The sequence below is a fragment of the Paraburkholderia sp. GAS448 genome, assembly GCF_050435685.1.
In the GTDB taxonomy this organism is placed as follows: Bacteria; Pseudomonadota; Gammaproteobacteria; order Burkholderiales; family Burkholderiaceae; genus Paraburkholderia.
On the sequence record NZ_JBNDKT010000002.1, the window covers coordinates 393,287 to 417,535 of the forward strand.

The window sequence follows — 24,249 nt, forward strand, 5'->3', positions numbered from 1 at the left end:
GAACAGGCATGTCGGGCAGGGTATTTTTGAGATAGTAAAATCGGCCCGCCTGATCCCCGGGCGGGGCGGCCACACGCAGGCTGGCGGCGTGATTTGCCACCCGACGGCCGACTACACAGCGACATGCTGTCAATAACGAACGAAAGACTATGAGCGAAGGCGTATACGGCGAGCAGGCAACCGGGCGGGTGACCCACAGCCTGCTGCGACTGAGCACGGCCATGCGGAGTCAGGCATGGGAATGGGCGGAAGGCGCGGGTCTCACCCCGACCCAGGGTGAAATTCTTGTGTTGCTGATGCAACGCAAGGGACCGATGCGTCTCGGCGAGATCGCGCGTGAAACGGCACTGACCGCCGCGACAACGAGCGATGCCGTGAGCACGCTCGAAGGCAAGGGCCTCGTCGAAAAGCGCCGCGCGCTGGACGACGGTCGGGCGCTGGCTGTGCGACTGACCGCACGCGGCCGCACGGCGGCGAAGCGCGCCGCGCAGTGGCCGGATTTCCTGTCGAAGGCGGTTGGCGCGCTGCGCGACGAGGAGCAGGCGGTGCTGTATCGAACGCTGCTCAAGACGATCCGCCAGCTGGAAGCGCAGGAACATATCCCGCCGCACCGGATGTGCCTGACCTGTACGCACCTCGAACCCAGCAAGAATCCGAAGAAGACGCCGCACCATTGCGCGCTGCTCGATCTGGATATGGGCGATACGGATCTGCGTCTCGATTGCTCGGTGCATGAAACCGCCGATGTCGCCACGCAGAAAAAGGTCTGGAAGATCTTCGCGCAGTAAGGCCGACTCCGCTAAACTGCAAGGCCGGATCGGGTCGAGGGCCGTGTTGGGTGCCTTCAGGCCGTCCGGTCTTGCCGTGACGTGACTTCCTTTGTCAGGAAGCTGTCACACGCGTCTCTTTAGTCAACCTCGAGGGCGAGGATGTGCCGATGAATCAGGAAGTTCTGGCCATTCGACATGTGCACTTCGAGGATCTGGGCAGCCTCGAACGCGTGCTCGGCGAACGCAGCCGGCCGGTTCGCTATCTCGATGTCGGCTTTGCTCGTATCGAGGCGCCGGATCCCGTCGTCCCGTCGCTGATGGTCGTGCTCGGCGGCCCGATCAACGCGTGCGACGACGAACGCTATCCAACGCTCGTGCCGCTCGTGTCGATGATCGAAAGACGCATTGCTGCCGGGTTGCCGACCCTCGGTATCTGCCTCGGGGCTCAACTGATCGCGCGCGTACTGGGCGCAAAAGTCTATCGGGCGGCGCAGTCCGAGATCGGCTGGAGTCCGCTGACGCTCACCGATGCCGGGCGCGCATCGCCGGTCCGTCATCTGGACGGTGCGCAGACGTCGATGCTGCACTGGCACGGCGATACCTTCGATCTGCCCAACGGCGCGACGCGGCTTGCATCGACGCCAGCCTGCGAAAATCAGGCTTTCTCGTGGGGCAATCACGTGCTGGGCTTGCAATGTCATCCGGAAATCCGCGCCGATCGCTTTGAACCCTGGCTCATTGGCCATGCCGCGGAGATCGGCGGCAGTGAAGGCGTCGGTGTCCTTCAACTGCGTGCGGATACGGCGCGGCTCGGTCCGCGTCTCGAAGAAGCGGCCCGCAAAATGTTCACCGAATGGCTGGATCAGGTTGAGGGAAAGGTGTGAGCGAGGCGATTTATCGGGTCGACGCGGTACTGACCGGCATCGTTGCGCCGCTTGGCGACAAAGGCAAGCTCAGTGCGATCGGCAAATTGCCGGTCGAAGGGCGCGTGTGGCTTGGCGAGACCGGTCTTGAAGGCGACCAGCAGGCTGAACGTAAGCACCACGGCGGACCAGAAATGGCGCTGCACCATTACCCGTTCGATCACTACGCGCTTTGGCGCGACGAATGGGCTGCGGCAACCGTTGGTGCGGCTGTCTCGACGCGGCTCGACGCCCGTGGCGCGTTCGGCGAAAACCTCAGCACATCTGGAATGACCGAGGCGACGGTGTGCGTTGGCGACGTGTATCGCATCGGCGGCTCGCTCGTGCAGATTTCCCAGCCGAGGCAGCCGTGCTGGAAGCTCAATGTACGTTTCGATCGGGACGACATGTCGCGCCGTGTGCAGGACACACGTCGTACCGGCTGGTATTACCGCGTGCTCGAAGCCGGTGAAATCGGCGCCGGCGATTCGATCGAGCGGCTTGCGCGCCCTCATCCGGCGTGGACCGTCGAGCGTCTGCTACGCGTGCTTTATGTCGATCGCGACGATCATGCGGCGCTCGAAGACATGGCGAATCTCGAAACGCTGACATCGTCCTGGCGCGCGATTGCGTCGAAGCGCCTCGCGAGCGGCAAAGTCGAATCGTGGGCAAGCCGTCTCGACACGCCGTCCAGCCAGCCGTCCAGCAAGAAGCAGGTCGCGTAGTTCGACGATTCAGTTTGGCTGCGGTCTGTCTGGGCCATGCGCCCAGCGGTAAATCGGGCACGGTGCTATCCTCGTTCGCTCTTCGGCTCTTCCTTCGCGAGAATCCCATGAGCGCGCTTTTTTCTCCGCTCACGCTGCGTAGCGTGACGCTTCGGAACCGCATCGTCGTGTCCCCGATGTGCCAGTATTCCGCCGAGCGTGGCGAGGCAAACGAGTGGCACATGATCCATCTTGGTCATCTTGCGCTGTCGGGTGCCGGTCTGCTGTGCATCGAGGCAACTTCCGTCGAACCCGACGGACGCATTACGCCAGGAGATCTAGGCTTGTGGGACGACGTCACCGAAGCGGCACTCAAGCCGGTTCTTGCGGCAATCCGCAAGCATTCTCACATTCCCGTAGCGATGCAGCTATCGCACGCGGGGCGCAAGGCGTCGAGTCATGTGCCATGGGAAGGCGGTCAGCTGATTCCGGTTTCGGAAGGCGGCTGGTTGCCGCATGCGCCGTCGTCGCTGCCGCACAAGGCGGGCGAAGAGCCGCCGCTCGCACTGGATACTGCGGGGCTGAACCGGATCCGGGAGGCGTTCGCCGCTTCGACCCGGCGGGCCGCGCGTCTCGGCATCGATGCGATCGAGGTGCACGCCGCGCATGGTTATCTGCTGCATCAATTCCTGTCGCCGCTAGCCAATCAGCGTACCGACGACTACGGCGGCTCGCGTGAAAACCGCATGCGGTTCCCGCTGGAAATCATCGACATCGTGCGCGCGGCCTTTCCGGCCGACAAACCCGTCGGCGTGCGTGTGTCGGCAACCGACTGGGTCGACGGCGGCTGGACCCTCGACGACACGATTGCCTTCGCGCACGAACTGAAAAAGCGTGGCTGCGACTGGATCGACGTGTCGTCCGGTGGTGTATCGCCGCTGCAGAAGATTCCGCTCGAACCTGGCTATCAGGTGCCGTTCGCGGACGCGGTGAAGGAAGCGACGGGTATGACGACGGTCGCGGTCGGCCTCATCACCGATCCGCAGCATGCCAACGATCTGATCGAAAAGGGCAACGCCGACATGATCGCGATGGCGCGCGCGATGCTCTACGATCCACGCTGGCCATGGCACGCTGCAGCGCAACTCGGCGCGACCGTCGAAGCACCACCGCAATACTGGCGTTCGCAACCGCGCGACCAGAAAGCGCTATTCGGTGAGACCACGTTAGGGCAGCGTTGAAGACGCAGCACCCCGATAGTGTGACTGCTTCTTTCAAGGTTGAACGAAGCCGTCTCTAACGTGTACGATGCCGGTTGTGGCGCACGAGCGTCGCAGGACCACGCGGCGCCGTCAAGGCGCCGCGTTTGCTATCCGCGTCGGAAAAAGTCGGCTGGTTCAAGATGCCAGGAGTGGCGACAGTCGGATGTTCAGCTCCAGTTCTTCACAAGGATTCATTCAATGAGTTCACGCAGGATCGTCGTGCGCCGCTCGGGTGTGCACGGCAAAGGCGTGTTTGCCGCGGAAGCGATCGCAGCCGGCGAGCGCCTGATCGAATACAAGGGTGAGCGGATCTCGTGGAAAGAAGCTTTGCGACGTCATCCTCACAACCCTGAGGAACCGAATCACACGTTTTACTTCGCACTGGATAGCGGACATGTGATCGACGGCAAGGTCGACGGTAACAGTGCGCGCTGGATCAACCATTCGTGTGCGCCGAACTGCGAAGCGGAAGAAATCGACGGGCACGTGTACATCCACGCGCTGCGCGAGATCGAAGCTGGCGAAGAACTGTTCTATGACTACGGTCTTGTGATCGACGCGCGTCAGACGAAGAAACTCAAGCGCGAATACGAGTGCCGCTGCGGCGCGCGTAAATGTCGTGGCACGATGCTGGCCGCCCCTGACAAGACCGATAAGAAAGCAAAGAAGAAGAAATGATCTGGGCGGGCTGCAACGTGATGCAGCCCGGCACACAGTCACATATCGATCGGCGCGTGATGCGCCGATTTTTTTGGAGCGCGCCGCGCTGTATCGCGTTTGTCGGTCGCGCTGGCAGTGACGAGCGGGATCCGCACGATGAAACGTGCGCCGCCGTCGGGTGCGTCTTCGTAATGCACGCTGCCCCCGTGCAGCACCATGATGTCATGGACGATTGCGAGCCCAAGTCCGGCGCCACCGTCAACGCTGGTGTCGCTTTGTCCATCGCCGCGGAAGAAGCGTTTGAAGAGCTCGGCCTGCTGCTTCGGCGCCACGCCCGCGCCGTTGTCCTCGACGGCGATTTCGGCCATCGGCTTCCCGTCTGTCTCGGTCTGCGATACCGTGACGGTGATGCGTCCGCCGTCGAAGCGGGAGGGCGGCACGTACTTCAATGCGTTATCGAGCAGGTTCGCGATCACTTCGTGCAGGAGCACCGGATTGCCGCGCGCGATCAACGGCTGATCGTTGGCTGGATCGTCGAGACGCTGGAAGCCGAGGTCGATATGAACTCCCAGCGCGCGCGGCACCCATTCGGCGCCGGTTTCGAACGCGAGCGCGGCCATGTCGACGTTTACGAAGCGGGCGGCCTGTTCACCTGGCTCCGCGCGCGCCAGCGAAAGCAGCTGGTTGGACAGGCGCACCGCACGATCCGCGGCCGCGCGCAGTTCATGCACGGCGGCAAGCACCTGTTTCGGTTCGCGCGCGACAGCCGCCTGTTCGGCGTGCAGTTTCACGGCGGTGAGCGGCGTGCGCAGTTGATGCGCGGCATCCGCGATGAATTTGCGCTGCGCGTCGAGCGCGGTTTTGAGGCGGTCGAGCAGTGCGTTCAGTGCGCCTGTGAGCGGCCGGATTTCGACCGGCACGAAAGTCTCGTCGACGGGCTCGAGCGACGTGTGCGTCTGCCGGTTCAGTGAATCGGCCAGATCGGTCAGCGGGTTGAGCTGCTGGTTCACGACGCGCCACACGATCACCCAGCCGGCCAGCAGCAACAGCAGCAGCGGCATCATGATCGCGACGAGAAATTCGGCGGCGATGCGGAAGCGGTGATGGACTGGCTGACCGACCTCGACAACGATCGGATTGCCGTTTGGCTGATCGACCCGCACCTGCGCGACGCGCACGCTGGTGCCTTCGTGCTGTGTCTCGAACACATACGCATAGTGCATGCGACGCACGCTGGTGCCCTGCAGAGGCAGTTTCGGATCACCGGCGATTTCCGTTTCGCCATTGCTGATCCGGTAGACCAGTTGTTCGACCGGATCCGAGAACATCGCCTGCGCGAGCGGTGGCACGGTGACCCGCACATCCGGTCCGGCGATCTGCACCTGCCTCGAGATAGCGGTGGCAAGGTCGGCCAGCGACCGGTCGACGACATGCTGCGTGTACTGCCATGCAAGCCAGTAAGCGATGAGCCCGCTCATCAGCGCGAGCAGCGAAAGAGGAGCAGCGAGGCGGCGCAGCAAAGAGCGCCGCAGGCTGGTCGCGACCGGATGGGACATGGTCGAACGCGCGAAGAGTATCAACTGCGGATCAGGTCCCCCTGATCCGCGGAAAGTGGCCGGAGGTCAGCGTACCTTGCATCGGATGCAGACGGGTGCGGATAAATGCCGACGCGCTGGCGAACAACTCCGGCCGTGTCTGGTCAGTCCGTTTGAAACGAGGTCTAACCAGTTCCACCAGGCTCCAACAGCTTCACGCGGCCTGACGGATTTCCTGCAACAGATAACCGAAACCGCGCACCGTGACGATTTCCACGCGGCAGGCTTCGAGCTTTTTACGCACGCGGTGCACGTAGACTTCGATTGCCGTATCGCCGAGATCGCCGCCGAAATGCGTCAGATGATCCTGCAGTTGCGCCTTGCTGACCACACGGCCGTGGCGCAGCAGCAGCATTTCGAGCACTGCGAATTCGCGCGGCGACAGTTCGAGCGGCTTGTCGTCGTTGAAGATGCGACGGTCGACGCCCGACAGGCGCACGCCGCCCAGCGATACTTCCGGACGCGGCATGTCGCCGTGCGGGCCGCTGCGGCGCATCACGGCGCGGATACGCGCTTCGAGTTCGGCGGGTTCGAACGGCTTCAGCATGTAGTCGTCGGCGCCGGAGTTCAAACCTTGAACACGGTCGTTCAGTTCGTCGCGCGCGGTCAGCACGATCACTGGCGTGTGACGGTTGCTCTGGCGGAAGCGCGAGAGCAGCGTCATGCCGTCGATGCCGGGCAGGCCCAGATCGAGGATCACGAGTTCGTGCCGGTTCTGCGTCAGAGCCTGTTCGGCGAAGATGCCGTCGTGGACCATGTCGACCGTGAAGCCGGCTTGTTCGAGGCTGCTTTGGATGCCGCGTGCGATGGGGCGGTCATCTTCGATCAGAAGGAGTCGCATGGATTTCGCTCAAGTACAATGGGTTAGGCGTATCAGGCACTCGGTTCGCCGGGGCGCCTGCTGCACAAGCGATGCGGGCCCGCCGCACCATGCGGCCATCGAGTGATCACGAAAGTCATGTCCGATATTACGATCAACGAACTTGAAGCCGCGATCAACTTCTGGCGCAGCCGCTCACCTTCGAGCGGCGACGAACTCAGCTTGTGCAAGGAGGCAAGCGCGCTCTCCAAGCCGTATGCGCAGATGATTGTACAGCGTCAGACCAGGCTGTCACCGGAAGGTTTGGACGCAGCCGCGCGCGAAGCGTGGGATTCTTACGTGCGCCTTAAAAATGGCCTGTAGAAGTGAAGGTTTGCCCGCCTGAATACCTGCAAAACGCTTTCATTATAGGCGTTAGCCGGGTTTTCCTCCTGACCCTGACCCTGGTTTAAGCGCCCTGCATGGATTTCGCCACTTCGTCGATAAAACGGGCCAGCTTGATATCGCGTTCTGTGACGCCGTCTGCTTCGTGCGTCGACAGCGTGATTTCCACCTTGTTGTAGACGTTGAACCACTCCGGATGGTGGTCCATTTCCTGCGCCTTGATCGCGACGCGCGTCATGAAACCGAACGCCTCGTTGAAGTCGGCGAACTGGTACTGGCGCTGGATCGCATCGCGTCCCCTGGCAGCCTGCCAGCCGTTGAGCTGGCCGATTTGCGTCGAGCGCTCTTCGGAAGTCAGTTTGTGGATCATCGCGGTTACCTCTTGTGCTGGTGTGGATGCGCGCGCGCCGGCCATACCGACGACACGTTCCGCGCGAAATGCATGCATTGCGCTATTTTTTCACGGATGCCTACTCGCTGCTCAGGAGCGGTTTGCTGATCATAAGCGCGCTTGCCCGAGACGACACCAGTGGCGGTGACCTTTACGGCGTTGGGGTTCGCCACGTCGCGGATCAGGCGGGATTGGACTGTGTATCCGCAGAGGCAGGCGCACGGCGGCGTGCGGACGTTGCTTGCGGTGAGCGTGGCGGAGCCGCACGTGCATGCAGTCTGCGAAGCTGGGCTTGATCAGCAGTGGCGTACGGCTGGACAGAGTGTGGAAGCCGCCCGGCTCCTTAAGACCGTCGGGCTAGCCGGAACTCGCGGGAAACTGCGCGCGAAGCTCGTTGAGGTAGGCCGCAAGTTCGAGATCCAGTCTGGAGGGCTTGTGCTCAATGTCCCAGGTAGTGAGCCAGACGGAGACGGTTCGCCAAACGTTTTGCCAGCGAGGATGATGGTCGCGACGCTCGATTTCAGCTGTTGCCTTCCACATAAACGCCATGGCATCCTGGAAAGACGCAAATTCGAAATTGCAATGGAGTTCGCAGCGCTGGCGGCCTGCAGCGTTCGGAAGATCGGAGACAACCGATTTCCACCCCGGAAGATGTTGCAGTCCATCTTGCAGTTCAATCACATCGAGTTCCCGAATCTTTAGCGCTGGCGTCGGGTAGCGGATCACGTCTTTCGAGAGTCGCACAAAGCCAAGCTCCTCCATTTGCGTTAAAAGCACCTGGAGATCAGCCTCCCACCTTTCATCACGCAACTCGAGGCCCTGGAATCGCGCGAGTTCGTGGATGGGCTCAGGGAAAGCATCGGGTGTCGGCATGGGCGTTTTTGATAAAAGCACGGGAATAATGTGGATTTTTGATTTGATGGCGTGGCGAATCTCGTTACGCACCCAATCGTTCTTGTTATCGATTCGACGTCTACTGTTTTCGTCTGCCGTTGACAGCCACGTTGGCCCGATCACGGGTATTAAAAGTGTTGCGGAAGCCAGCGCCTGATTGATTTTATCGGCCCAGTCGTTGGAAATCCGAATCGACCCTGTGTCGATGAAGACACTTTGCGCACCAAATGTGCGTGCAATGCTTGCCGAAAGCCAGCGAGACGCGGCGGAACTGTCGACTCGTCGATAACTGATGAACGCCAGAGCCTCTTTAGAAGCCACAATGTCTTCCCTGTGTTTTTCTGTTATTGCTGCAGGCTGCCTGTGTTAATCAGGAATGCATTAGCGCATTTGTCAGGTCGATTCATAAAAGCACCCTTTCTGAAATGGAGGCTTGCAGCATGGATGAATATAGGCATACTCAACTAAACGGTCCAAAAATTACCCAAATCTACGTCGTAAATCCGCGCCGGCGTCCGCAGTGCTTGCAGCGATTTGATTTATAGAAGCCAATATGCTGCTTGTAAAGGCGAGAGACTCGTTGCACTCCCCGCCTTGAGGAGCGCGGTCTGCGGGTTTCGAGGCCTGTTTCGAACTGCTCCTTTAGTTTCGCGGTGTTTGCGGTCGACATGATCTTGCGCTTTGCAGCAGGGTTCGAAGGGGCGCAAAGCTGGCTTGATATACATAATTTATGCAACAATCATGCATCAATATAGAGATTGGCGCGGAGAATCATCATGCTGGAACTCGATCACTTCGATCTCGCGCTGCTGGAAGTGCTGCAGCGCTTCGGACGCGCCACACATCAACAGCTCGGCGAGCAGGTACCGCTGTCGCCCTCGCAGATCGGCCGGCGGCTCCAGCGGCTGGAGGCGGCGGGGGTGATCGATGGTTACCGGGTTGTATTGCGGCCCGAAAAGCTCGGGCTGGGTGTGACCGCGTTCACCAGTTTGAAGCTCAAGCATCATGGCGACTCGATCATCGAGCAGTTCCAGCAGCAGCTCGACGTGCTGCCCGAGGTGCTGGAGTGCCATGCGGTGGTAGGCGACGCGGACTACCTGTTGCGTATCGTGGCGCCGGATCTGAATGCGCTGTCGTCGTTCGTGATGAAGAAGCTGATGCGCGTGCCGGGTGTCGACAGCGTGCGTTCGAACATCGTGCTGACGACCTTCAAACGCAACGGGCCGCTGCCGCTCGGCCATCTCGCGCCGGGCGCCTCCACCGCGTGAAGTACGGCGGGTAGTGATGGCGCCGGCTGGCTCAGGCCACCCTCAGCGGTTCGCTATCGGGGTTGAGCAGGTCGACATAAGCGACTGCGACGAGATCCGACTCAGGCACGCCCAGCTTCGCAAACAACGCGTGCGCTTCGGCTTCGCCGCCTTCTTCGTCGTCATCCTGCGCGAGCAGGACTTCGAGTTCGACGAAGTCTCCCAGACCGTCGACCCGATCCAGATGAATCCGCGTGCGTCCGGTGATATAGACGTGGCGCTCCTTCGTGACGATGCCGCGTGTCGTGAGGGCGGTGGCAAGCAGCGAGTGCATCGCTTCGGCGTTGGTGACCGGACTGCGCGTGTAGTACGACGCTTTCGGGCCATCCCGGTCGTCGCGCTGATAGAAGATCAACTCGGCTGGCGTGCCGTCGTCGAACTGGCGCAGTTTCAGGCGGCCGCGCGGCACGTCATAGAAGAAGTCCTGCTGGCGAAAGATCAGCGGCGCTTCCGGCGCAAGCTGGGCGGCGCGTTCGCGGAGTTGGTCGAATTGCCGGGCGCGGGCTTTGATCTCGATGTTGCGTGCCATGTGAGGCTCCAGTCGAAGGATAGGGCGGCGGCAGCTTCAGATGCAGCATGGAAGCGAGCCGGAATTGACCAGCGAAAACCGGTTGAAAGGTAGCGAACGCTGCGATGCGCAAAACACCAATCTAGCAAAAAGCGCGTGACGGTGTCGTTACGTCAGCGAACAGACATGCGGCCGCTGTCATGAGTGCGGCTCATATCGTCGCCGATCGCGTTCACAGCGTCCATTGCTGCTCGATCAGCTTCAGCGCGGCGGCGATTGCCGGTTCGTCCTTGCGGCCGGCGAGGGTGATGAAGGTGAGCTCGGTCGGCACCGTGATGCCTTCGATGATCGTCAGCGCATGGGCGTGGGCCTCGGCGATGGCGGTCGCGTCGCGGGCCAGCGTCAGGCCGACGCCCGATTTGACGAGATCGAGCATCGACGGTTCCTGGTCGACTTCGGCCACCTTCACCGGTTTCACGCCGGCTTCGTCGAACAGATGCGACAGCAGGCGGTTATGCGCTGAGGCGGGCGGCGTCCAGATCCATGGCAGCGCGGCGAGGGCGCGCCAGTCACGCGCGCCTTTCACGCGGTCTTTCCAGCCGGCCGGCGCAAGCACCCGATACTGGAAATGGGTGAGCGTGACTGCGTGAAACGCCAGCTCGCCGCGGCGGTCGTCTTCCGCCGGCTGGCCAATGTAGTAGCCGACGTCGAGTTCGCGCGCGCGGATCTGGTCGAGTACCCAGCCGGACATGCCGTGCCGCAGCGCGGTTTCGATATGCGGCCAGGTTTCGACGAGCTGCTTCAGGAAACCGCCAAGACGCAGAAATTCCGGGTCGAGGATCGTTCCGATTCGCAGCCGGCCGCGCACTTCGTGACGCAGCGTGGCGGCGGCCCGCTGCACGTCGCTGGCGGCGGCGAGCGCGCGTTCGGCGTGCGGCAGCAGCGCCTGACCGTCACGGGTGAGCGTCAGTCCGTGCGAAGTTCGCGTGAACAGGGTCACGCCCAGCGTTTCCTGCAGATGCTTGATCTGCAGGCTGACGGCGGGTTGGGTCAGATGCAGCTGCACGGCCGCGCGCGTGAGATTGCCCTCGCGCGCGACCGTGGCGAATGCCCGGAGCAGAGTCAGGTCCATATCCTGATATTAGCGCGCCTTATACCGCAATTGAGCATTACTCATTGGATTTCGTGGCTCCTGCGCGATTACGCTTGGGGCAAGTCGCGAGAGACGGCCGCGAACTACGTTATTCATCGAAGAGGACATCATGAGCGAGACAGATCAGAATCAGGCGCGCGTGCGCGCGCTGACGCACGTCATTAACGGCCACGCCATCGAAGGCACGAGCGACCGCTTTGCCGACGTGTTCAATCCCGCGCTCGGAAGCGTGAGCGCGCGCGTGCCGCTTGCGAGCGTCGCCGAAGTCGATGCGGCAGTCGCTGCCGCGAACGCCGCGTTCCCGGCCTGGAGCGAAACCGCCCCGATCAAGCGGGCTCGTGTGCTGTTCAAGTTCAAGGAACTGCTCGACCGTCACCATGACGAACTTGCCGAGCTGATCACGCGCGAGCATGGCAAGGTGTTTTCCGATGCGAAGGGCGAGGTGATGCGCGGCATCGAGATCGTCGAATTCGCTTGCGGCATTCCGAACCTGTTGAAGACCGACTTCACCGACCAGATCGGTGGGGGCATCGACAACTGGAATCTCCGTCAGCCGCTGGGTGTGGTCGCAGGTATCACGCCGTTCAATTTTCCGATGATGGTGCCGTGCTGGATGTTCCCGGTCGCAATCGCGTGCGGGAATACGTTTGTGCTGAAGCCGTCGGAGCGTGACCCGTCCGCGTCGATCCGGCTTGCCGAATTGCTGAAGGAAGCGGGGCTACCCGATGGCGTGTTCAATGTCGTGCACGGCGACAAGGTGGCGGTCGATGCGCTGCTTGCGCATCCGGACGTGAGCGCGTTGTCGTTTGTCGGCTCGACACCGATTGCCGAATACATCTACACGGAAGGCACGAAGCGCGGCAAGCGTGTGCAGGCGCTGGGCGGCGCAAAGAATCACCTGGTCGTGATGCCGGACGCCGATCTCGATCAGGCCGTCGATGCGTTGATCGGTGCGGCTTATGGGTCTGCCGGCGAGCGCTGCATGGCGATCTCGGTGGCTGTTGCGGTGGGGCATATCGCCGACGAGTTGATCGAACGTCTCACGCCGCGGGTGAAGACCTTGAAGATCCGCAACGGGATGGATCGCGAGGCTGAGATGGGGCCGCTGGTTACCGCTGCGCATCGCGCGAAGGTGGCGGGTTATATCGATGCGGGTGTGGCTGCGGGCGCGAAGCTGGTGATCGACGGGCGAGGGCATCAGGTTGACGGTCACGAGCAGGGATTCTTCCTTGGCGGAACGCTGTTCGATGACGTGCAGACTGATATGACGATCTATCGTGAAGAGATTTTTGGGCCTGTGCTGTGTGTTGTTCGGGTGCCGGATTTTGCTTCTGCTGTTGAACTCATCAATTCGAATGAGTTTGCCAATGGAGTGTCGTTGTTTACCTCCGATGGAGGTGTGGCCCGTGCGTTCTCGCGGCAGATCCAGATCGGGATGGTGGGGATCAATGTGCCGATTCCTGTGCCGATGGCCTGGCATTCCTTTGGTGGGTGGAAGCGGTCGCTGTTTGGGGATCATCATGCCTACGGCGAAGAGGGTGTGAGGTTCTATACGAGGTACAAGAGCATCATGCAGCGCTGGCCGGATAGTATTGCCAAGGGGGCTGAGTTCACCATGCCGGTGGCCAGGTAAGGGTCCGGGGCGTCCTTGCGAAAGAGAAGCAGGTGCCGCCCCGTACAGGGACAACGCTGATAAACCAAAAGCAGATCAAGGAAAGGCGTCGAAAAATAAAGAACCCCGAACGGTGGCCCGTCAAGGAGACAGAGGGTGAGCACGACAAATCAGGACGCAGGAAAAAGCCGCACGCTGGAAGGCGAATACGACTACATCGTGATAGGCGCAGGCACAGCAGGCTGCGTGCTCGCCAACCGCCTGACGGAAGACCCGAAGGTCACCGTGCTGTTACTGGAAGCCGGCGGCAAGGACGACTACCACTGGATCCACGTCCCGGTAGGCTACCTCTACTGCATAGGCAACCCGCGCACGGACTGGCTCTACAAAACCCGCGAAGAACCGGGCCTGAACGGCCGCGCATTGTCATACCCACGTGGACGCGTGCTGGGCGGTAGTTCGTCGATCAACGGCATGATCTACATGCGCGGTCAGCGCGAAGACTACGACGAATGGGCGCGCTTGACTGACGACCCATCGTGGGCATGGGACTCCGTCCTTCCCATCTTCAAACGCAGCGAGGACTATCACGGGGGCGCCAGCGAATCGCATGGCGCAGGCGGCCCCTGGCGCGTAGAGAAACAGCGCCTGAAGTGGAAGATCCTCGAGACCTTCGCGCAGGCCGCGCAGCAAACCGGCATCCCCGCCACCGATGACTTCAACCGCGGCGACAACACCGGCGTCGGCTACTTCGATGTCAACCAGAAGCGCGGCATCCGCTGGAATGCCTCGAAGGCCTTTCTGCGTCCCGCACAACAACGTCCGAATCTCACGGTGATCACCGGCGCGCTGACAGAGAGACTCGTCTTCGAAAACCGTCGCTGTGTCGGCGTCGAGTACCGTGGCGGCGGCACCGACTACTTCGCGAAAGCGCGCTGCGAAGTCGTGCTGAGTGCGGGCGCCGTCAACTCGCCACAGCTGCTCGAACTGTCCGGCATCGGTAACGGCGCGCGTCTGCAGAACCTTGGCCTGGACGTCGTGCACGATCTGCGTGGTGTCGGCGAAAACCTGCAGGATCATCTTCAGCTACGCATGGCGTACAAGGTCGACGGCGTGCGTACGCTCAACACGGCGTCCGCGCACTGGTGGGGCAAACTGATGATCGGCCTGCAGTACCTGCTGACGCAGAGCGGACCGATGTCGATGGCGCCGTCGCAACTGGGCGCGTTCGCGAAGTCCGATGCCGGGGACCGTTCGCTCACGCGTCCCGATCTCCAGTACCACGTGCAGCCACTGTCGCTCGATCGTTTCGGCGAGCCGTTGCATCGCTTCAATGCGTTCACCGCATCGGTGTGTCATCTTCGTCCGACATCGCGCGGCAGCATCCACATCGAATCGCGCGATCCGAATGCGCCCCCGTTGATCGCTCCGAACTACCTCTCGACCGACTACGATCGCCACGTCGCCGTCAACGCGTTGCGGCTTACACGACGCATCGCCGCGGCGCCCGCGCTCGCCCGCTATCGGCCAGAAGAAATCCTGCCCGGCATCCAGTTCCAGACGGAAGAAGAACTGCAGCAGGCGGCAGGCAACGTGGGCACGACGATCTTCCATCCGGTGGGCACCTGCCGCATGGGCAGCGTCGACGACCCCGGGGCGGTGGTCGATAGCAGGCTGCGCGTGATCGGTGTCGATGGATTGCGCGTCGTCGACGCATCAGTCATGCCCAACATCACGTCGGGCAATACGAACTCGCCGACCCTGATGATCGCCGAGCGCGCAAGCGACATGATCCGCGCGGATCGCCGCGCGCGTCTTGCCGGTCTCGAAACGGAGACACACCGTCCGCCGTCGATGTCGATTGCATGACACGCAATAGTCATGCGTGATTCCTGTGACAGGTGCGCATAAAACACTAAGTGCAAATCCCAATGAATGCGCTGCATCATTGGCGAGACAATGGCATCCGTGCTGCGTGGTGCGGCAGGGACTGCCGTCCGGATTGGTGCACCACGCAACGAGCGACACGGGGGTGTCGTCATAAAACGTCGCGCAGCCTCACGCGCGGAAGATCGTAGTGGTTCGCCTTACTCCGTACGGAAGGGAACATGATTCTCGGCGACACGATTCTCGAAACGCGCGGGCTGACCAGGGAATTCAAGGGGTTTACCGCTGTGAGCGGTGTGAACCTGCGCGTATGCCGTGGTTCCATCCATGCGTTGATCGGACCGAATGGTGCGGGCAAGACAACCTGCTTCAACCTGCTGACAAAGTTTCTCGAACCGACAGCGGGACAGATCGTATTCAACGGCGTCGATATCACAGGTGAGCGTCCTGCGCAGATCGCGCGGCGGGGCATCATCCGGTCGTTTCAGATTTCCGCTGTATTTCCGCATCTGACGGCATTGCAGAATGTGCGCATCGGGCTGCAACGCTCGCTGGGCACCGCGTTTCACTTCTGGAGGAGCGAGCGCACACTGCGTCAACTCGACGACCGCGCGATGGATCTGCTCACGCAGGTCGGCCTGACGGATTTCGCCGATACACCGACTGTCGAACTGTCATACGGCCGCAAGCGCGCGCTCGAAATCGCCACGACGCTCGCGATGGAGCCCGAACTGATGCTGCTCGACGAACCGACCCAGGGCATGGGTCACGAGGATGTCGATCGGGTCACGGCTCTCATCAAGAAAGTATCGACCGGCCGCACGATCCTGATGGTCGAACACAACATGAATGTCATCGCCGGCATCTCCGACACCATTACGGTCCTGCAACGCGGCGAAGTGCTGGCCGAAGGCAGCTATGCCGACGTGTCGAAGAATCCGCTCGTGATGCAGGCCTATATGGGCAGCGCCGACGCCACCCTTGCCGGAGCGCACGCATGAATACGATTGCGGAGCGCGAGAGCGCCGAAGTGAGCGGTGCGGCGGGCGTCGTGCCTGCGCTGGAGATTGCCGGTCTGCAAGCGTGGTATGGCGAATCCCACATTCTGCATGGCGTGGATCTGACGGTGAACCCGGGGGAAGTCGTCACGCTGCTGGGTCGCAACGGCGCTGGCCGCACGACGACGATGCGCGCGATCATGGGCCTGACCGGTCGCCGCACCGGTTCGATCCAGATCGCCGGCCGCGAAACGATTGCGATGCCCACCCACAAGATAGCCCACTGCGGCATCGGCTATTGCCCGGAAGAGCGCGGCATCTTTTCGAGCCTGTCGTGCGAGGAAAACCTGCTGTTGCCGCCGCCTGTCGGCGACGCTGCGCACGCGATGCCGCTCGAAGAAATCTATTCGATGTTTCCGAACCTGAAGGAGCGACGTGCAAGTCAGGGCACACGTCTTTCGGGTGGCGAGCAGCAGATGCTGGCGGTCGCGCGCATCCTGCGCACGGGCGCGAACCTGTTACTGCTCGATGAGATTTCCGAAGGCCTCGCACCCGTCATCGTGCAGGCACTCGCACGCATGATCATGACGCTGAAGTCGCGCGGCTACACGATCGTGATGGTCGAACAGAATTTCCGGTTTGCGGCACCGCTCGCTGACCGTTTTTACGTGATGGAACACGGCCGTATCGTCGAGCATTTCGGCGCAGGGGAGCTCGAAAGCAAGATGCCGGTTCTGCACGATCTGCTGGGCGTCTGAACCGAACGCGACATTGCCTCTGATAACAATGTAGGGAACCAAGGAGACGGGAATGAAAATGAAGACACTCGCGCGACTTTCGTCATTCTGCTTCGCGGCAGCCGCAAGCGCCGCACTGACGATGGGCAACGCGTGGGCAGCCGACGATGCGGTGAAGATCGGGTTCATCACCGACATGTCGGGCCTTTATGCGGACATCGACGGCCCGGGCGGCCTCGAAGCGATTCGCATGGCAGTCGCCGACTTCGGCGGCAAGGTGAACGGCAAGCCCATCACCGTCGTGTATGCCGATCACCAGAACAAGGCGGACATCGCGGCATCGCGTGCACGTGAATGGATCGACCGGGATGGAGTCAACGCGATCATTGGCGGCACGAATTCGGCGACGGCGCTTTCGACCAGCCAGGTCGCCGGCGAAAAGAAGATTCCGTATATCAACATCGGCGCCGGTGCCGATACCCTGACCAACGAGCAGTGCACCCCGTACACGGTTCACTACGCGTACGACACGATGGCGCTTGCCAAGGGCACGGGTTCCGCGGTGACGAAGCAGGGCGGCAAGACGTGGTACTTCCTCACGGCCGACTACGCGTTCGGCAAGGCGCTGGAAAAGAACACCTCGGATGTGGTGAAGGTGACCGGCGGCCAGGTGCTCGGCGCGGTGCGGCATCCGCTGTCGGCGTCGGACTTCTCGTCGTTCCTGTTACAGGCGCAAGGATCGAAGGCGCAGGTGCTCGGCCTTGCGAATGCAGGAGGAGACACGATCAATTCGATCAAGGCCGCGAAGGAATTCGGCGTGACGAAGACGATGAAGATCGCTGCCTTGCTCGTGTTTATCGACGATATCCACAGCCTGGGTCTCGAGACGACACAAGGCCTCGTGCTGACCGACAGCTGGTACTGGAACAAGGACGCCAACACGCGCAAGTGGGCGGAGCGGTACTTCGACAAGATGAAGAAGATGCCGTCCAGCCTGCAGGCCGCTGACTATTCCGCGACGACGACCTACCTGAAGGCGGTGCAGGCGGTTGGCTCGACGGATCCCGACAAGGTGATGGCCCAACTGAAGAAGCAGAAGATCGACGACTTCTATGCGAAGGGTTATATCCGTCAGGATGGCAGCATGATCCACGACATGTACCTGATGCAGGTGAAGACGCCGGCGGAATCGAAGGAGCCGTGGGACTACTACAAGATCACCGCGACCATCCCTGGCGAGCAGGCGTTCACCACCAAGGCGGAGTCGCGCTGCGCATTGTGGAAGTAAGCGTCGGCTGACGCCCGCCGTGTGGCGGGCGCGGCTGACGGAACCGTCGCGTGTATCCCGCGCAAGCGGGATGCATGCTGACGCCCGACGGCCCGCGCGCGCCGACCGGTTCGCGCGTCTAACGATCTCAACTGGACGACGGGTTTAATGGATATCTTTGGCATTCCGCTGCCGGCGATGCTGAGCCAGTTGCTGCTCGGGCTCGTGAACGGCTCGTTCTACGCGATTCTGAGCCTCGGGCTCGCGGTGATCTTCGGCCTGCTCAACGTGATCAACTTCGCGCACGGAGCGTTGTTCATGCTCGGCGCGATGCTCACGTGGATGGGCCTGTCGTATTTCGGCCTGCCGTACTGGGTGATGCTGGTGCTCGCACCGCTCGTCGTCGGACTGTTCGGTGTCTTCATCGAGCGGACAATGTTGCGCTGGCTGTACCGGCTCGATCACCTCTATGGGCTCCTGCTGACGTTCGGTCTCACGCTGGTCGTCGAAGGCGTGTTCCGGTCGATCTATGGTTCTTCCGGACAACCCTATGACGTGCCGTCGGCGTTGTCGGGGGCGACCAATCTGGGCTTCATGTTTCTGCCGAACTATCGCGCGTGGGTGGTGCTGGCGTCGCTGGTCGTCTGTTTCGCAACGTGGTTCGTCATCGAAAAGACGCGGCTTGGCGCGTACCTGCGCGCAGGCACGGAAAACCCGAAACTGGTCGAGGCATTCGGCGTCAACGTGCCGCTGATGGTGACGCTCACTTACGGCTTCGGCGTCGCACTCGCGGCGTTTGCGGGCGTGCTCGCCGCACCGGTGATCCAGGTGTCGCCGTTGATGGGCCAGCCGATGATCATCACCGTCTTCGCCGTCGTCGTGATCGGCGGGATGGGTTCGATCATGGGTTCGATCCTCACCGGCCTGATGCTCGGTGTGATCGAAGGGCTCACGCGTGTGTTCTATCCGGAAGCGTCCGCGACCGTCGTTTTCGTGATCATGGCGCTCGTCCTGCTGGTGCGTCCGGCGGGCCTCTTCGGCAAGGAAAAATGATGCAGAGAAAAGCGCTTTACGGTCTGCTGCTGATCGTGCTCATCGTCGCGCCGTTCGTCGGCGCCTATCCGGTGTTCGTGATGAAGGTGCTGTGCTTTGCACTCTTCGCGGCTGCATTCAATCTGTTGATCGGCTACACCGGACTGCTGTCGTTCGGTCACGCGATGTTTCTCGCGAGCGCCGGGTACACCACCGGCTATGCAATCCAGGCACTCGGCTTGTCGCCGGAACTGGGCGTGCTCGCGGGAACCGCTGCGGCGACGATGCTAGGGCTTGTCGTCGGACTGTTCGCGATCCGGCGGCAGGGCATCTACTTCGCCATGGTGACGCTGGCGCTCGCGCAGCTGGTGTACTTCGTGTTTCTGCAGGCGCCGTTCACGCATGGCGAAGACGGCCTGCAAGGCGTGCCGCGCGGCAAGCTGTTCGGCGTGCTCAGCCTGGCTCCGGATCTGACGCTGTACTACGTCGTGCTGGTCGTGATGGTGCTGGCGTTCCTGCTGATCGTGCGGATCGTGCATTCGCCGTTTGGCCAGGTGCTGATCGCGATCAAGGAGAACGAGCCGCGTGCGATCTCGCTTGGCTACGACACCGATCGCTTCAAGCTGCTGGCCTTCATTCTGTCCGCGGGGATTGCGGGTCTCGCGGGTTCGATGAAGGTGCTCGTGCTTGGCTTCGAGACACTCGGCGATGCGTACTGGACGATGTCGGGACTGGTGGTTCTGATGACGCTCGTGGGCGGTATGGGCACGCTGTTCGGGCCGCTGGTGGGTGCGGCGCTGATCGTGGCGCTCGAAGATCGGCTCGGCGATATCGGCGCGTCGCTGGCGTCGCGAACTGGGGTCGACTGGTTCAACTCGCTTGGCGAGTCGGCGACGATCGTCACGGGTTTGATTTTCATTGCGTGCGTGCTGGCGTTCCGGCGCGGTATCGTCGGCGAGATCGTTGCGCGCGTCCGGCCGCTGCGGGCGTGACGTTGTAAATTGATTCCGTATCCGGATTGATCGAATCTGTTATCGCGCCTCGTCACCGTTTGCAGAATCCGCTTTTAAACGCGTAATTGCGCCCCAATTTGGTGCTGCGCTGCACCACTAGGGTAAATGCTAGTTGTCTGGTGAATCGGGGTTGTTTAATCTTCACGCAGTTCTGAAGCACCGGCAACACGAAATTTGCAGGTGGAGAACGAGGAGACATGAGGCACAAAGTGCCCAAGACGAAAGCGCTGTTGGATTGATATCCAACAGCGCTTTTTATTTGTGCCTTCACAATTCCCGATCCGTTTTTTCGCTTTTCTCAAGTTAATTCCCCCACCTTTCATTACGCTTTTCCGCCTGGATTTCCGGCTTGCGGATGCTTGCAAAACGCTTGCCGCGCGTGGCTCGCGTCCGCTAAACTCGCCATTCGCCGACCGTGTGGTCGGCGTTTTAATCGACGAATTTAAGTCACGTAAATAAGCCACGCAAACAAGCCACGCAAATGAGCCACGCAAATGAGCGCGGATAACACGGGGCGACAGAGGAGCGCAATGAAGTCGGCAATGCGGTGGATTAGCGCGGCGAGCGTCGCGGTTGGCGTGACGGCGGCATGGAGCAGCCATGCATGGGCAGATGTGAAAATCGGCGTTACCGTGTCGGCAACCGGTCCGGCGGCCTCGCTCGGTATTCCGGAAAAGAACACGATCGCGTTGCTGCCGAAGGAAGTCGCCGGGCAGAAAATCGACTACATCGTGCTCGACGACGCTACAGATTCCACCCAGGCCGTCAAGAACGCCCGCAAGCTCACAAGCGAAGAACACGTCGACGCGATGGTCGGCTCGACGGTGGTGCCGAACTCGCTCGCCATGATCGACGTCGCCTCGGAAACGTCCACGCCGATGATTTCGATGGCCGCGGCTGCGTCGATCGTCGAACCGATGGACGCGAAGCGCGCATGGGTCTTGAAAACGCCCCAGAACGACATTCTGATGGCCACGGCGATCGCGCAGCACATGTCGAATCACGGCGTGAAGACGGTGGCCTTCATCGGCTTCTCGGACGCGTACGGCGAGAGCTGGTTCAAGGAGTTCAGCAAGGCCGCGGATCTCGCGAAGATCAAGATCGTCGCGAACGAGCGCTTTGCGCGCAACGATGCGTCGGTGACGGGGCAGGTGCTCAAGATGATGTCGCAGAACCCGGATGCCGTGCTGATCGCCGGCGCGGGCACGCCGGCCGCATTGCCGCAGAAGACGCTGAAAGAGCGCGGCTACAAGGGCAAGTACTACCAGACGCACGGCGTCGCGAATAACGACTTCCTGCGCGTGTGCGGCAAGGATTGCGAAGGCACGTATCTGCCTGCCGGCCCGCTGCTGGTTGCCGACCAGCTGCCTGATTCGAACTCCGTAAAGAAGCCCGCGCTGACTTACAAGCGCGCGTATGAGGCCGCGTATGGGGCGGGCTCGGTATCGACCTTCGGCGGCCACGCATGGGACGCAGGCCTGCTTCTGCAGCGCGCGATCCCGATTGCACTGAAGAAAGGCCAGCCAGGCACGCCGGCGTTCCGTGAAGCGCTGCGCGCAGCGCTCGAAGATACGAAGGACATGCCGGCTTCACATGGCATCTTCAACATGAGCGGTAACGACCATTCGGGCCTCGATCAACGGGCGCGCGTGATGGTTGAGATCGTCGACGGCAAGTGGAAGCTGGCCGCCGATTAAGCTAAGGCGAGATAGCGATGTGAACCGGAGAAAAAGGCACGTGCAGTTGGACGTGCCTTTTTTTCTGGCTGCGTGAAATGCACTTGTGCCATCAGTGTGGCGCGAACAGCAGGGGATTCATACACAAGCGGCGAGGCGATTTTCGTCGAGCAGGGAAAACCATGCTAGGCATGCCGAAAGCCGAAAACTAGATTCAGAAGCCCGGCCCGCGAGCCGGATTACACGATACGCGACGACGCGTTTGGAGACAGGCATGAAAACAACAAGGAAGTGGGTGCGCGCAGGCCTCGCAGCGGCGCTGGTGTGCGGCGCGACCGCAGCGAGCGCGCAGGTCAAGATCGGTGTGACGTTGTCGGCGACGGGGCCTGCGGCATCGCTCGGGATTCCCGAGAAGAACACGATCGCGTTGCTGCCGAAGGAGATTGGCGGCAAGAGCGTGGAGTACATCGTGCTGGACGATGCATCCGATACCAGCCATGCCGTGCAGAACACACGCAAGCTGATCGATGAGGATCACGTCGACGCAATCATCGGCTCGACCGTGACGCCGAATTCGCTCGCGATGCTCGACGCTGCTTCGCAAGGCAAGACGCCGATGATCTCGATGGCGGCCTCCGCGGCGATCATCTCGCCGATGGACGCCAAACGCGCCTGGGCGTTCAAGACGCCGCAGAACGACAGCCTGATGGCCGACGCGATCGCCGCGTACATGGAGAAGCATGGCGTCAAGACGGTCGGCTTCATCGGCTTTTCGGACGCGTATGGCGAGAACTGGTACACCGTGTTCAATGCGGCCGCGAATGCGCACCATCTGAAGCTGGTGTCGAATGAGCGCTACAACCGCACGGATGCATCGGTGACAGGCCAGGTGCTGAAGATCGTCGGCTCGAACCCGGACGCGGTGCTGATCGCCGGCTCGGGCACACCGGCCGCTTTGCCTGCGAAGACGCTGAAGGAGCGCGGCTACAAGGGCAAGGTCTATCAGACGCACGGCGTGGCGAACAATGACTTCCTGCGCGTGTGCGGCAAGGATTGCGAAGGCGAACTGCTGCCGGCTGGCCCGATCCTCGTGACCGAGCAACTGCCGGATTCGAACCCGGTGAAGAAGTCGTCGGAAACGTACAAGAGCGCCTACGAGAAGGCCTACGGAGCAGGCACGCTGTCGACGTTCGGCGGTCACGCATGGGACGCCGGCCAGATGCTGCAACGAGCGATTCCCGAGGCGCTGAAGAAAGGGCAGCCCGGTACGGAGGCGTTCCGTGAAGCGCTGCGTGCATCGCTCGAAAACCTGAAGGACCTGCCGGTTTCGCACGGCATCATGAACACCACGACGACCGATCACAACGGCCTCGATGATCGCGCTCGCGTGATGGTCGAGATCGTCGACGGCAAGTGGAAGCTCCAGAACGACTAAATAGTAAGCGCCTTTCGCGCACGCAGCGGTGGCGACGCCGCTTCGACATTCTGTTCGATCACAATAGCGACGACCGCCGCGCCTTACCCGGGCGCGGCGGTCGCGTTTCAGGGCAGGGGTGAATTACTCACTCCGAAGACAAGGCCGTTTTCCGGTTTCGATTACGACGCTCCAGAGGAAGTATGGATCTATCAATAGCGGCGATCCTCGCTCAGGACGGGATCACGACCGGCGCAATCTACGCGTTGCTCGCGCTTGCGCTGGTGCTGGTGTTTTCCGTGACGCGGGTGATCTTCATCCCGCAGGGTGAGTTCGTTTCATACGGCGCGCTGACGCTCGCCGCACTGCAGTCGCAGAAATTTCCGGCGACCTGCTGGCTGCTGATCGCGATGGGCGCGGCATGCTTCGTCGTCGAGACGGCAGGGCTCGTGCGGCATCCGGAGCGGCGTCGTCATGTGCCGCGCACGCTTGTCATGCTGGCCGGCAGGTACCTTCTGTTTCCCATCGCAGTGTATGCGGTCACGCGCGGCGTATTCATGCAGCCGCTGCCGATGATCGTGCAGATCGCGCTCACGCTCCTGATCGTGATTCCGATGGGGCCGTTCGTGTACCGGCTTGTGTATGAACCGATCGCCGAAGCGACGACGCTGCTGTTGCTGATCGTCGCGGTCGCCGTGCACTTCGCGATGGTGGGCCTCGGGCTCGTGATGTTCGGCGCGGAAGGTTCGCGCACTACGGCGTTCACCGACGCCAACTTCAATATCGGCAGCCTGTCGGTTTCGGGGCAGAGCTTGTGGGTGGTCGGCACGGCGATCGTGCTGATCGCGGCGCTCTATCTGTATTTCGACCGTACGATCTCCGGCAAGGCGTTGCGTGCGACTTCGGTGAACCGGCTCGGCGCGCGTCTCGTCGGCATCGGCACGACACAGGCCGGGCGGCTCGCGTTCACGCTTGCAGCAGGTCTTGGCGTGCTGTGCGGCATCCTCGTCGCGCCGCTGACCACCATTTACTACGACTCAGGCTTCCTGATCGGCCTTAAGGGCTTCGTCGGCGCGATTATCGGTGGGCTCGTCAGCTATCCGCTGGCGGCGGCCGGCTCGATTCTCGTCGGCCTGCTGGAGTCGTATTCCTCGTTCTGGGCGAGTGCCTATAAGGAAGTGATCGTGTTCACGTTGATCATCCCGGTGTTGCTGTGGCGCAGCCTGGCGAGCCCGCACGCGGAAGAGGACGAGGAGTGACACG

23 protein-coding genes are annotated in these 24,249 nt (G+C 61.6%); 17 read left to right on the top strand and 6 right to left on the bottom strand.

Annotated features, from left to right (window positions below):
* Positions 1–149: 149 nt before the first annotated feature.
* The 5 genes from P3T23_RS05385 (at position 150) to P3T23_RS05405 (ending at position 4,316) form a co-directional block, all read left to right on the top strand.
* Positions 150–788 carry a MarR family winged helix-turn-helix transcriptional regulator gene (locus P3T23_RS05385; protein WP_429315146.1) on the top strand — a complete coding sequence of 213 codons (639 nt, stop codon included), beginning with the start codon at positions 150–152 and terminating at the stop codon, positions 786–788.
* 149 nt (positions 789–937) lie between these two features.
* Positions 938–1,654 (top strand): glutamine amidotransferase, encoded by a 717-nt coding sequence (locus tag P3T23_RS05390; RefSeq protein ID WP_429315147.1) that lies wholly within the window; start codon positions 938–940, stop codon positions 1,652–1,654.
* Positions 1,651–2,397, top strand: a complete 747-nt coding sequence (locus tag P3T23_RS05395; protein WP_429315148.1) for an MOSC domain-containing protein — start codon at positions 1,651–1,653, stop codon at positions 2,395–2,397. Before P3T23_RS05390 ends, P3T23_RS05395 begins: the two co-directional genes overlap by 4 nt.
* A gap of 107 nt (positions 2,398–2,504) precedes the next feature.
* Positions 2,505–3,617 (top strand): NADH:flavin oxidoreductase/NADH oxidase, encoded by a 1,113-nt coding sequence (locus P3T23_RS05400; protein ID WP_429315149.1) that lies wholly within the window; start codon positions 2,505–2,507, stop codon positions 3,615–3,617.
* Between the two features lie 219 nt (positions 3,618–3,836).
* A complete protein-coding gene (locus tag P3T23_RS05405) occupies positions 3,837–4,316 on the top strand; it encodes an SET domain-containing protein (RefSeq protein WP_133661403.1) in 480 nt (159 codons plus the stop codon).
* Positions 4,317–4,354: 38 nt separating this feature from the next.
* Here P3T23_RS05405 and P3T23_RS05410 read toward each other — a convergent pair whose 3' ends face one another.
* On the bottom strand, positions 4,355–5,854 hold the full coding sequence (locus tag P3T23_RS05410; protein WP_429315150.1) for a sensor histidine kinase N-terminal domain-containing protein: 1,500 nt from the start codon (positions 5,852–5,854) through the stop codon (positions 4,355–4,357).
* A gap of 193 nt (positions 5,855–6,047) precedes the next feature.
* On the bottom strand, positions 6,048–6,734 hold the full coding sequence (locus P3T23_RS05415) for a response regulator transcription factor (protein WP_133661401.1): 687 nt from the start codon (positions 6,732–6,734) through the stop codon (positions 6,048–6,050).
* A gap of 117 nt (positions 6,735–6,851) precedes the next feature.
* Between P3T23_RS05415 and P3T23_RS05420 the strand changes: the two genes are divergently transcribed.
* Positions 6,852–7,076, top strand: a complete 225-nt coding sequence (locus tag P3T23_RS05420; RefSeq protein WP_133661400.1) for a DUF3717 domain-containing protein — start codon at positions 6,852–6,854, stop codon at positions 7,074–7,076.
* An 85-nt stretch (positions 7,077–7,161) separates the two neighbouring features.
* Here P3T23_RS05420 and P3T23_RS05425 read toward each other — a convergent pair whose 3' ends face one another.
* Positions 7,162–7,512: a 4a-hydroxytetrahydrobiopterin dehydratase gene (locus P3T23_RS05425; RefSeq protein WP_429315357.1), complete on the bottom strand. Its 351-nt coding sequence runs from the start codon at positions 7,510–7,512 to the stop codon at positions 7,162–7,164.
* A 333-nt stretch (positions 7,513–7,845) separates the two neighbouring features.
* Complete coding sequence (locus tag P3T23_RS05430; RefSeq protein ID WP_429315151.1) at positions 7,846–8,703, bottom strand: 4a-hydroxytetrahydrobiopterin dehydratase; 858 nt, start codon at positions 8,701–8,703, stop codon at positions 7,846–7,848.
* 455 nt (positions 8,704–9,158) lie between these two features.
* Between P3T23_RS05430 and P3T23_RS05435 the strand changes: the two genes are divergently transcribed.
* Entirely contained in the window at positions 9,159–9,650 is a 492-nt protein-coding gene (locus tag P3T23_RS05435) for an Lrp/AsnC family transcriptional regulator (protein WP_429315152.1), read from the top strand.
* A 31-nt stretch (positions 9,651–9,681) separates the two neighbouring features.
* Here P3T23_RS05435 and P3T23_RS05440 read toward each other — a convergent pair whose 3' ends face one another.
* Together P3T23_RS05440 and P3T23_RS05445 are read right to left on the bottom strand one after the other, a co-directional pair.
* On the bottom strand, positions 9,682–10,218 hold the full coding sequence (locus P3T23_RS05440) for a class IV adenylate cyclase (protein ID WP_429315153.1): 537 nt from the start codon (positions 10,216–10,218) through the stop codon (positions 9,682–9,684).
* Positions 10,219–10,429: 211 nt separating this feature from the next.
* Complete coding sequence (locus P3T23_RS05445; protein ID WP_429315154.1) at positions 10,430–11,329, bottom strand: LysR family transcriptional regulator; 900 nt, start codon at positions 11,327–11,329, stop codon at positions 10,430–10,432.
* 130 nt (positions 11,330–11,459) lie between these two features.
* On the opposite strand from P3T23_RS05445, the gene P3T23_RS05450 reads away from it, so the two are divergent.
* The 10 genes from P3T23_RS05450 (at position 11,460) to P3T23_RS05495 (ending at position 24,245) form a co-directional block, all read left to right on the top strand.
* Positions 11,460–12,983, top strand: a complete 1,524-nt coding sequence (locus P3T23_RS05450) for a CoA-acylating methylmalonate-semialdehyde dehydrogenase (RefSeq protein WP_429315155.1) — start codon at positions 11,460–11,462, stop codon at positions 12,981–12,983.
* Positions 12,984–13,118: 135 nt separating this feature from the next.
* Entirely contained in the window at positions 13,119–14,831 is a 1,713-nt protein-coding gene (locus P3T23_RS05455) for a GMC family oxidoreductase (protein ID WP_429315156.1), read from the top strand.
* A 239-nt stretch (positions 14,832–15,070) separates the two neighbouring features.
* Positions 15,071–15,850: an ABC transporter ATP-binding protein gene (locus P3T23_RS05460; protein ID WP_429315157.1), complete on the top strand. Its 780-nt coding sequence runs from the start codon at positions 15,071–15,073 to the stop codon at positions 15,848–15,850.
* Positions 15,847–16,605 carry an ABC transporter ATP-binding protein gene (locus P3T23_RS05465; RefSeq protein ID WP_429315158.1) on the top strand — a complete coding sequence of 253 codons (759 nt, stop codon included), beginning with the start codon at positions 15,847–15,849 and terminating at the stop codon, positions 16,603–16,605. Before P3T23_RS05460 ends, P3T23_RS05465 begins: the two co-directional genes overlap by 4 nt.
* A 52-nt stretch (positions 16,606–16,657) precedes the next feature.
* The gene (locus tag P3T23_RS05470) at positions 16,658–17,872 is read left to right on the top strand and encodes an ABC transporter substrate-binding protein (protein WP_429315159.1); all 1,215 of its coding nucleotides are present in this window, start codon (positions 16,658–16,660) and stop codon (positions 17,870–17,872) included.
* A 147-nt stretch (positions 17,873–18,019) separates the two neighbouring features.
* Positions 18,020–18,904, top strand: coding sequence for a branched-chain amino acid ABC transporter permease (locus tag P3T23_RS05475; RefSeq protein WP_429315160.1), 885 nt, complete (start codon positions 18,020–18,022; stop codon positions 18,902–18,904).
* Positions 18,904–19,875, top strand: coding sequence for a branched-chain amino acid ABC transporter permease (locus tag P3T23_RS05480; RefSeq protein ID WP_429315358.1), 972 nt, complete (start codon positions 18,904–18,906; stop codon positions 19,873–19,875). The genes P3T23_RS05475 and P3T23_RS05480 overlap by 1 nt, the downstream gene beginning before the upstream one ends.
* Before the next feature lie 551 nt (positions 19,876–20,426).
* Positions 20,427–21,593, top strand: coding sequence for an ABC transporter substrate-binding protein (locus tag P3T23_RS05485; protein ID WP_429315161.1), 1,167 nt, complete (start codon positions 20,427–20,429; stop codon positions 21,591–21,593).
* A 253-nt stretch (positions 21,594–21,846) separates the two neighbouring features.
* Positions 21,847–23,007, top strand: coding sequence for an ABC transporter substrate-binding protein (locus tag P3T23_RS05490; protein ID WP_429315162.1), 1,161 nt, complete (start codon positions 21,847–21,849; stop codon positions 23,005–23,007).
* A 182-nt stretch (positions 23,008–23,189) separates the two neighbouring features.
* Entirely contained in the window at positions 23,190–24,245 is a 1,056-nt protein-coding gene (locus tag P3T23_RS05495; RefSeq protein ID WP_429315163.1) for a branched-chain amino acid ABC transporter permease, read from the top strand.
* Positions 24,246–24,249 lie beyond the last annotated feature (4 nt).

Coding starts and splice junctions, on each gene's coding strand:
- P3T23_RS05490 (WP_429315162.1), top strand. CDS start 21,847: ATGAAAACAACAAGGAAGTGGGTGCGCGCAGGCCTCGCAGCGGCGCTG.
- P3T23_RS05420 (WP_133661400.1), top strand. CDS start 6,852: ATGTCCGATATTACGATCAACGAACTTGAAGCCGCGATCAACTTCTGG.
- P3T23_RS05390 (WP_429315147.1), top strand. CDS start 938: ATGAATCAGGAAGTTCTGGCCATTCGACATGTGCACTTCGAGGATCTG.
- P3T23_RS05435 (WP_429315152.1), top strand. CDS start 9,159: ATGCTGGAACTCGATCACTTCGATCTCGCGCTGCTGGAAGTGCTGCAG.
- P3T23_RS05385 (WP_429315146.1), top strand. CDS start 150: ATGAGCGAAGGCGTATACGGCGAGCAGGCAACCGGGCGGGTGACCCAC.
- P3T23_RS05475 (WP_429315160.1), top strand. CDS start 18,020: ATGGATATCTTTGGCATTCCGCTGCCGGCGATGCTGAGCCAGTTGCTG.
- P3T23_RS05440 (WP_429315153.1), bottom strand. CDS start 10,218: ATGGCACGCAACATCGAGATCAAAGCCCGCGCCCGGCAATTCGACCAA.
- P3T23_RS05450 (WP_429315155.1), top strand. CDS start 11,460: ATGAGCGAGACAGATCAGAATCAGGCGCGCGTGCGCGCGCTGACGCAC.
- P3T23_RS05400 (WP_429315149.1), top strand. CDS start 2,505: ATGAGCGCGCTTTTTTCTCCGCTCACGCTGCGTAGCGTGACGCTTCGG.
- P3T23_RS05405 (WP_133661403.1), top strand. CDS start 3,837: ATGAGTTCACGCAGGATCGTCGTGCGCCGCTCGGGTGTGCACGGCAAA.
- P3T23_RS05485 (WP_429315161.1), top strand. CDS start 20,427: ATGAAGTCGGCAATGCGGTGGATTAGCGCGGCGAGCGTCGCGGTTGGC.
- P3T23_RS05425 (WP_429315357.1), bottom strand. CDS start 7,512: ATGGCCGGCGCGCGCGCATCCACACCAGCACAAGAGGTAACCGCGATG.
- P3T23_RS05415 (WP_133661401.1), bottom strand. CDS start 6,734: ATGCGACTCCTTCTGATCGAAGATGACCGCCCCATCGCACGCGGCATC.
- P3T23_RS05410 (WP_429315150.1), bottom strand. CDS start 5,854: ATGTCCCATCCGGTCGCGACCAGCCTGCGGCGCTCTTTGCTGCGCCGC.
- P3T23_RS05495 (WP_429315163.1), top strand. CDS start 23,190: ATGGATCTATCAATAGCGGCGATCCTCGCTCAGGACGGGATCACGACC.
- P3T23_RS05445 (WP_429315154.1), bottom strand. CDS start 11,329: ATGGACCTGACTCTGCTCCGGGCATTCGCCACGGTCGCGCGCGAGGGC.
- P3T23_RS05470 (WP_429315159.1), top strand. CDS start 16,658: ATGAAAATGAAGACACTCGCGCGACTTTCGTCATTCTGCTTCGCGGCA.
- P3T23_RS05465 (WP_429315158.1), top strand. CDS start 15,847: ATGAATACGATTGCGGAGCGCGAGAGCGCCGAAGTGAGCGGTGCGGCG.
- P3T23_RS05460 (WP_429315157.1), top strand. CDS start 15,071: ATGATTCTCGGCGACACGATTCTCGAAACGCGCGGGCTGACCAGGGAA.
- P3T23_RS05480 (WP_429315358.1), top strand. CDS start 18,904: ATGCAGAGAAAAGCGCTTTACGGTCTGCTGCTGATCGTGCTCATCGTC.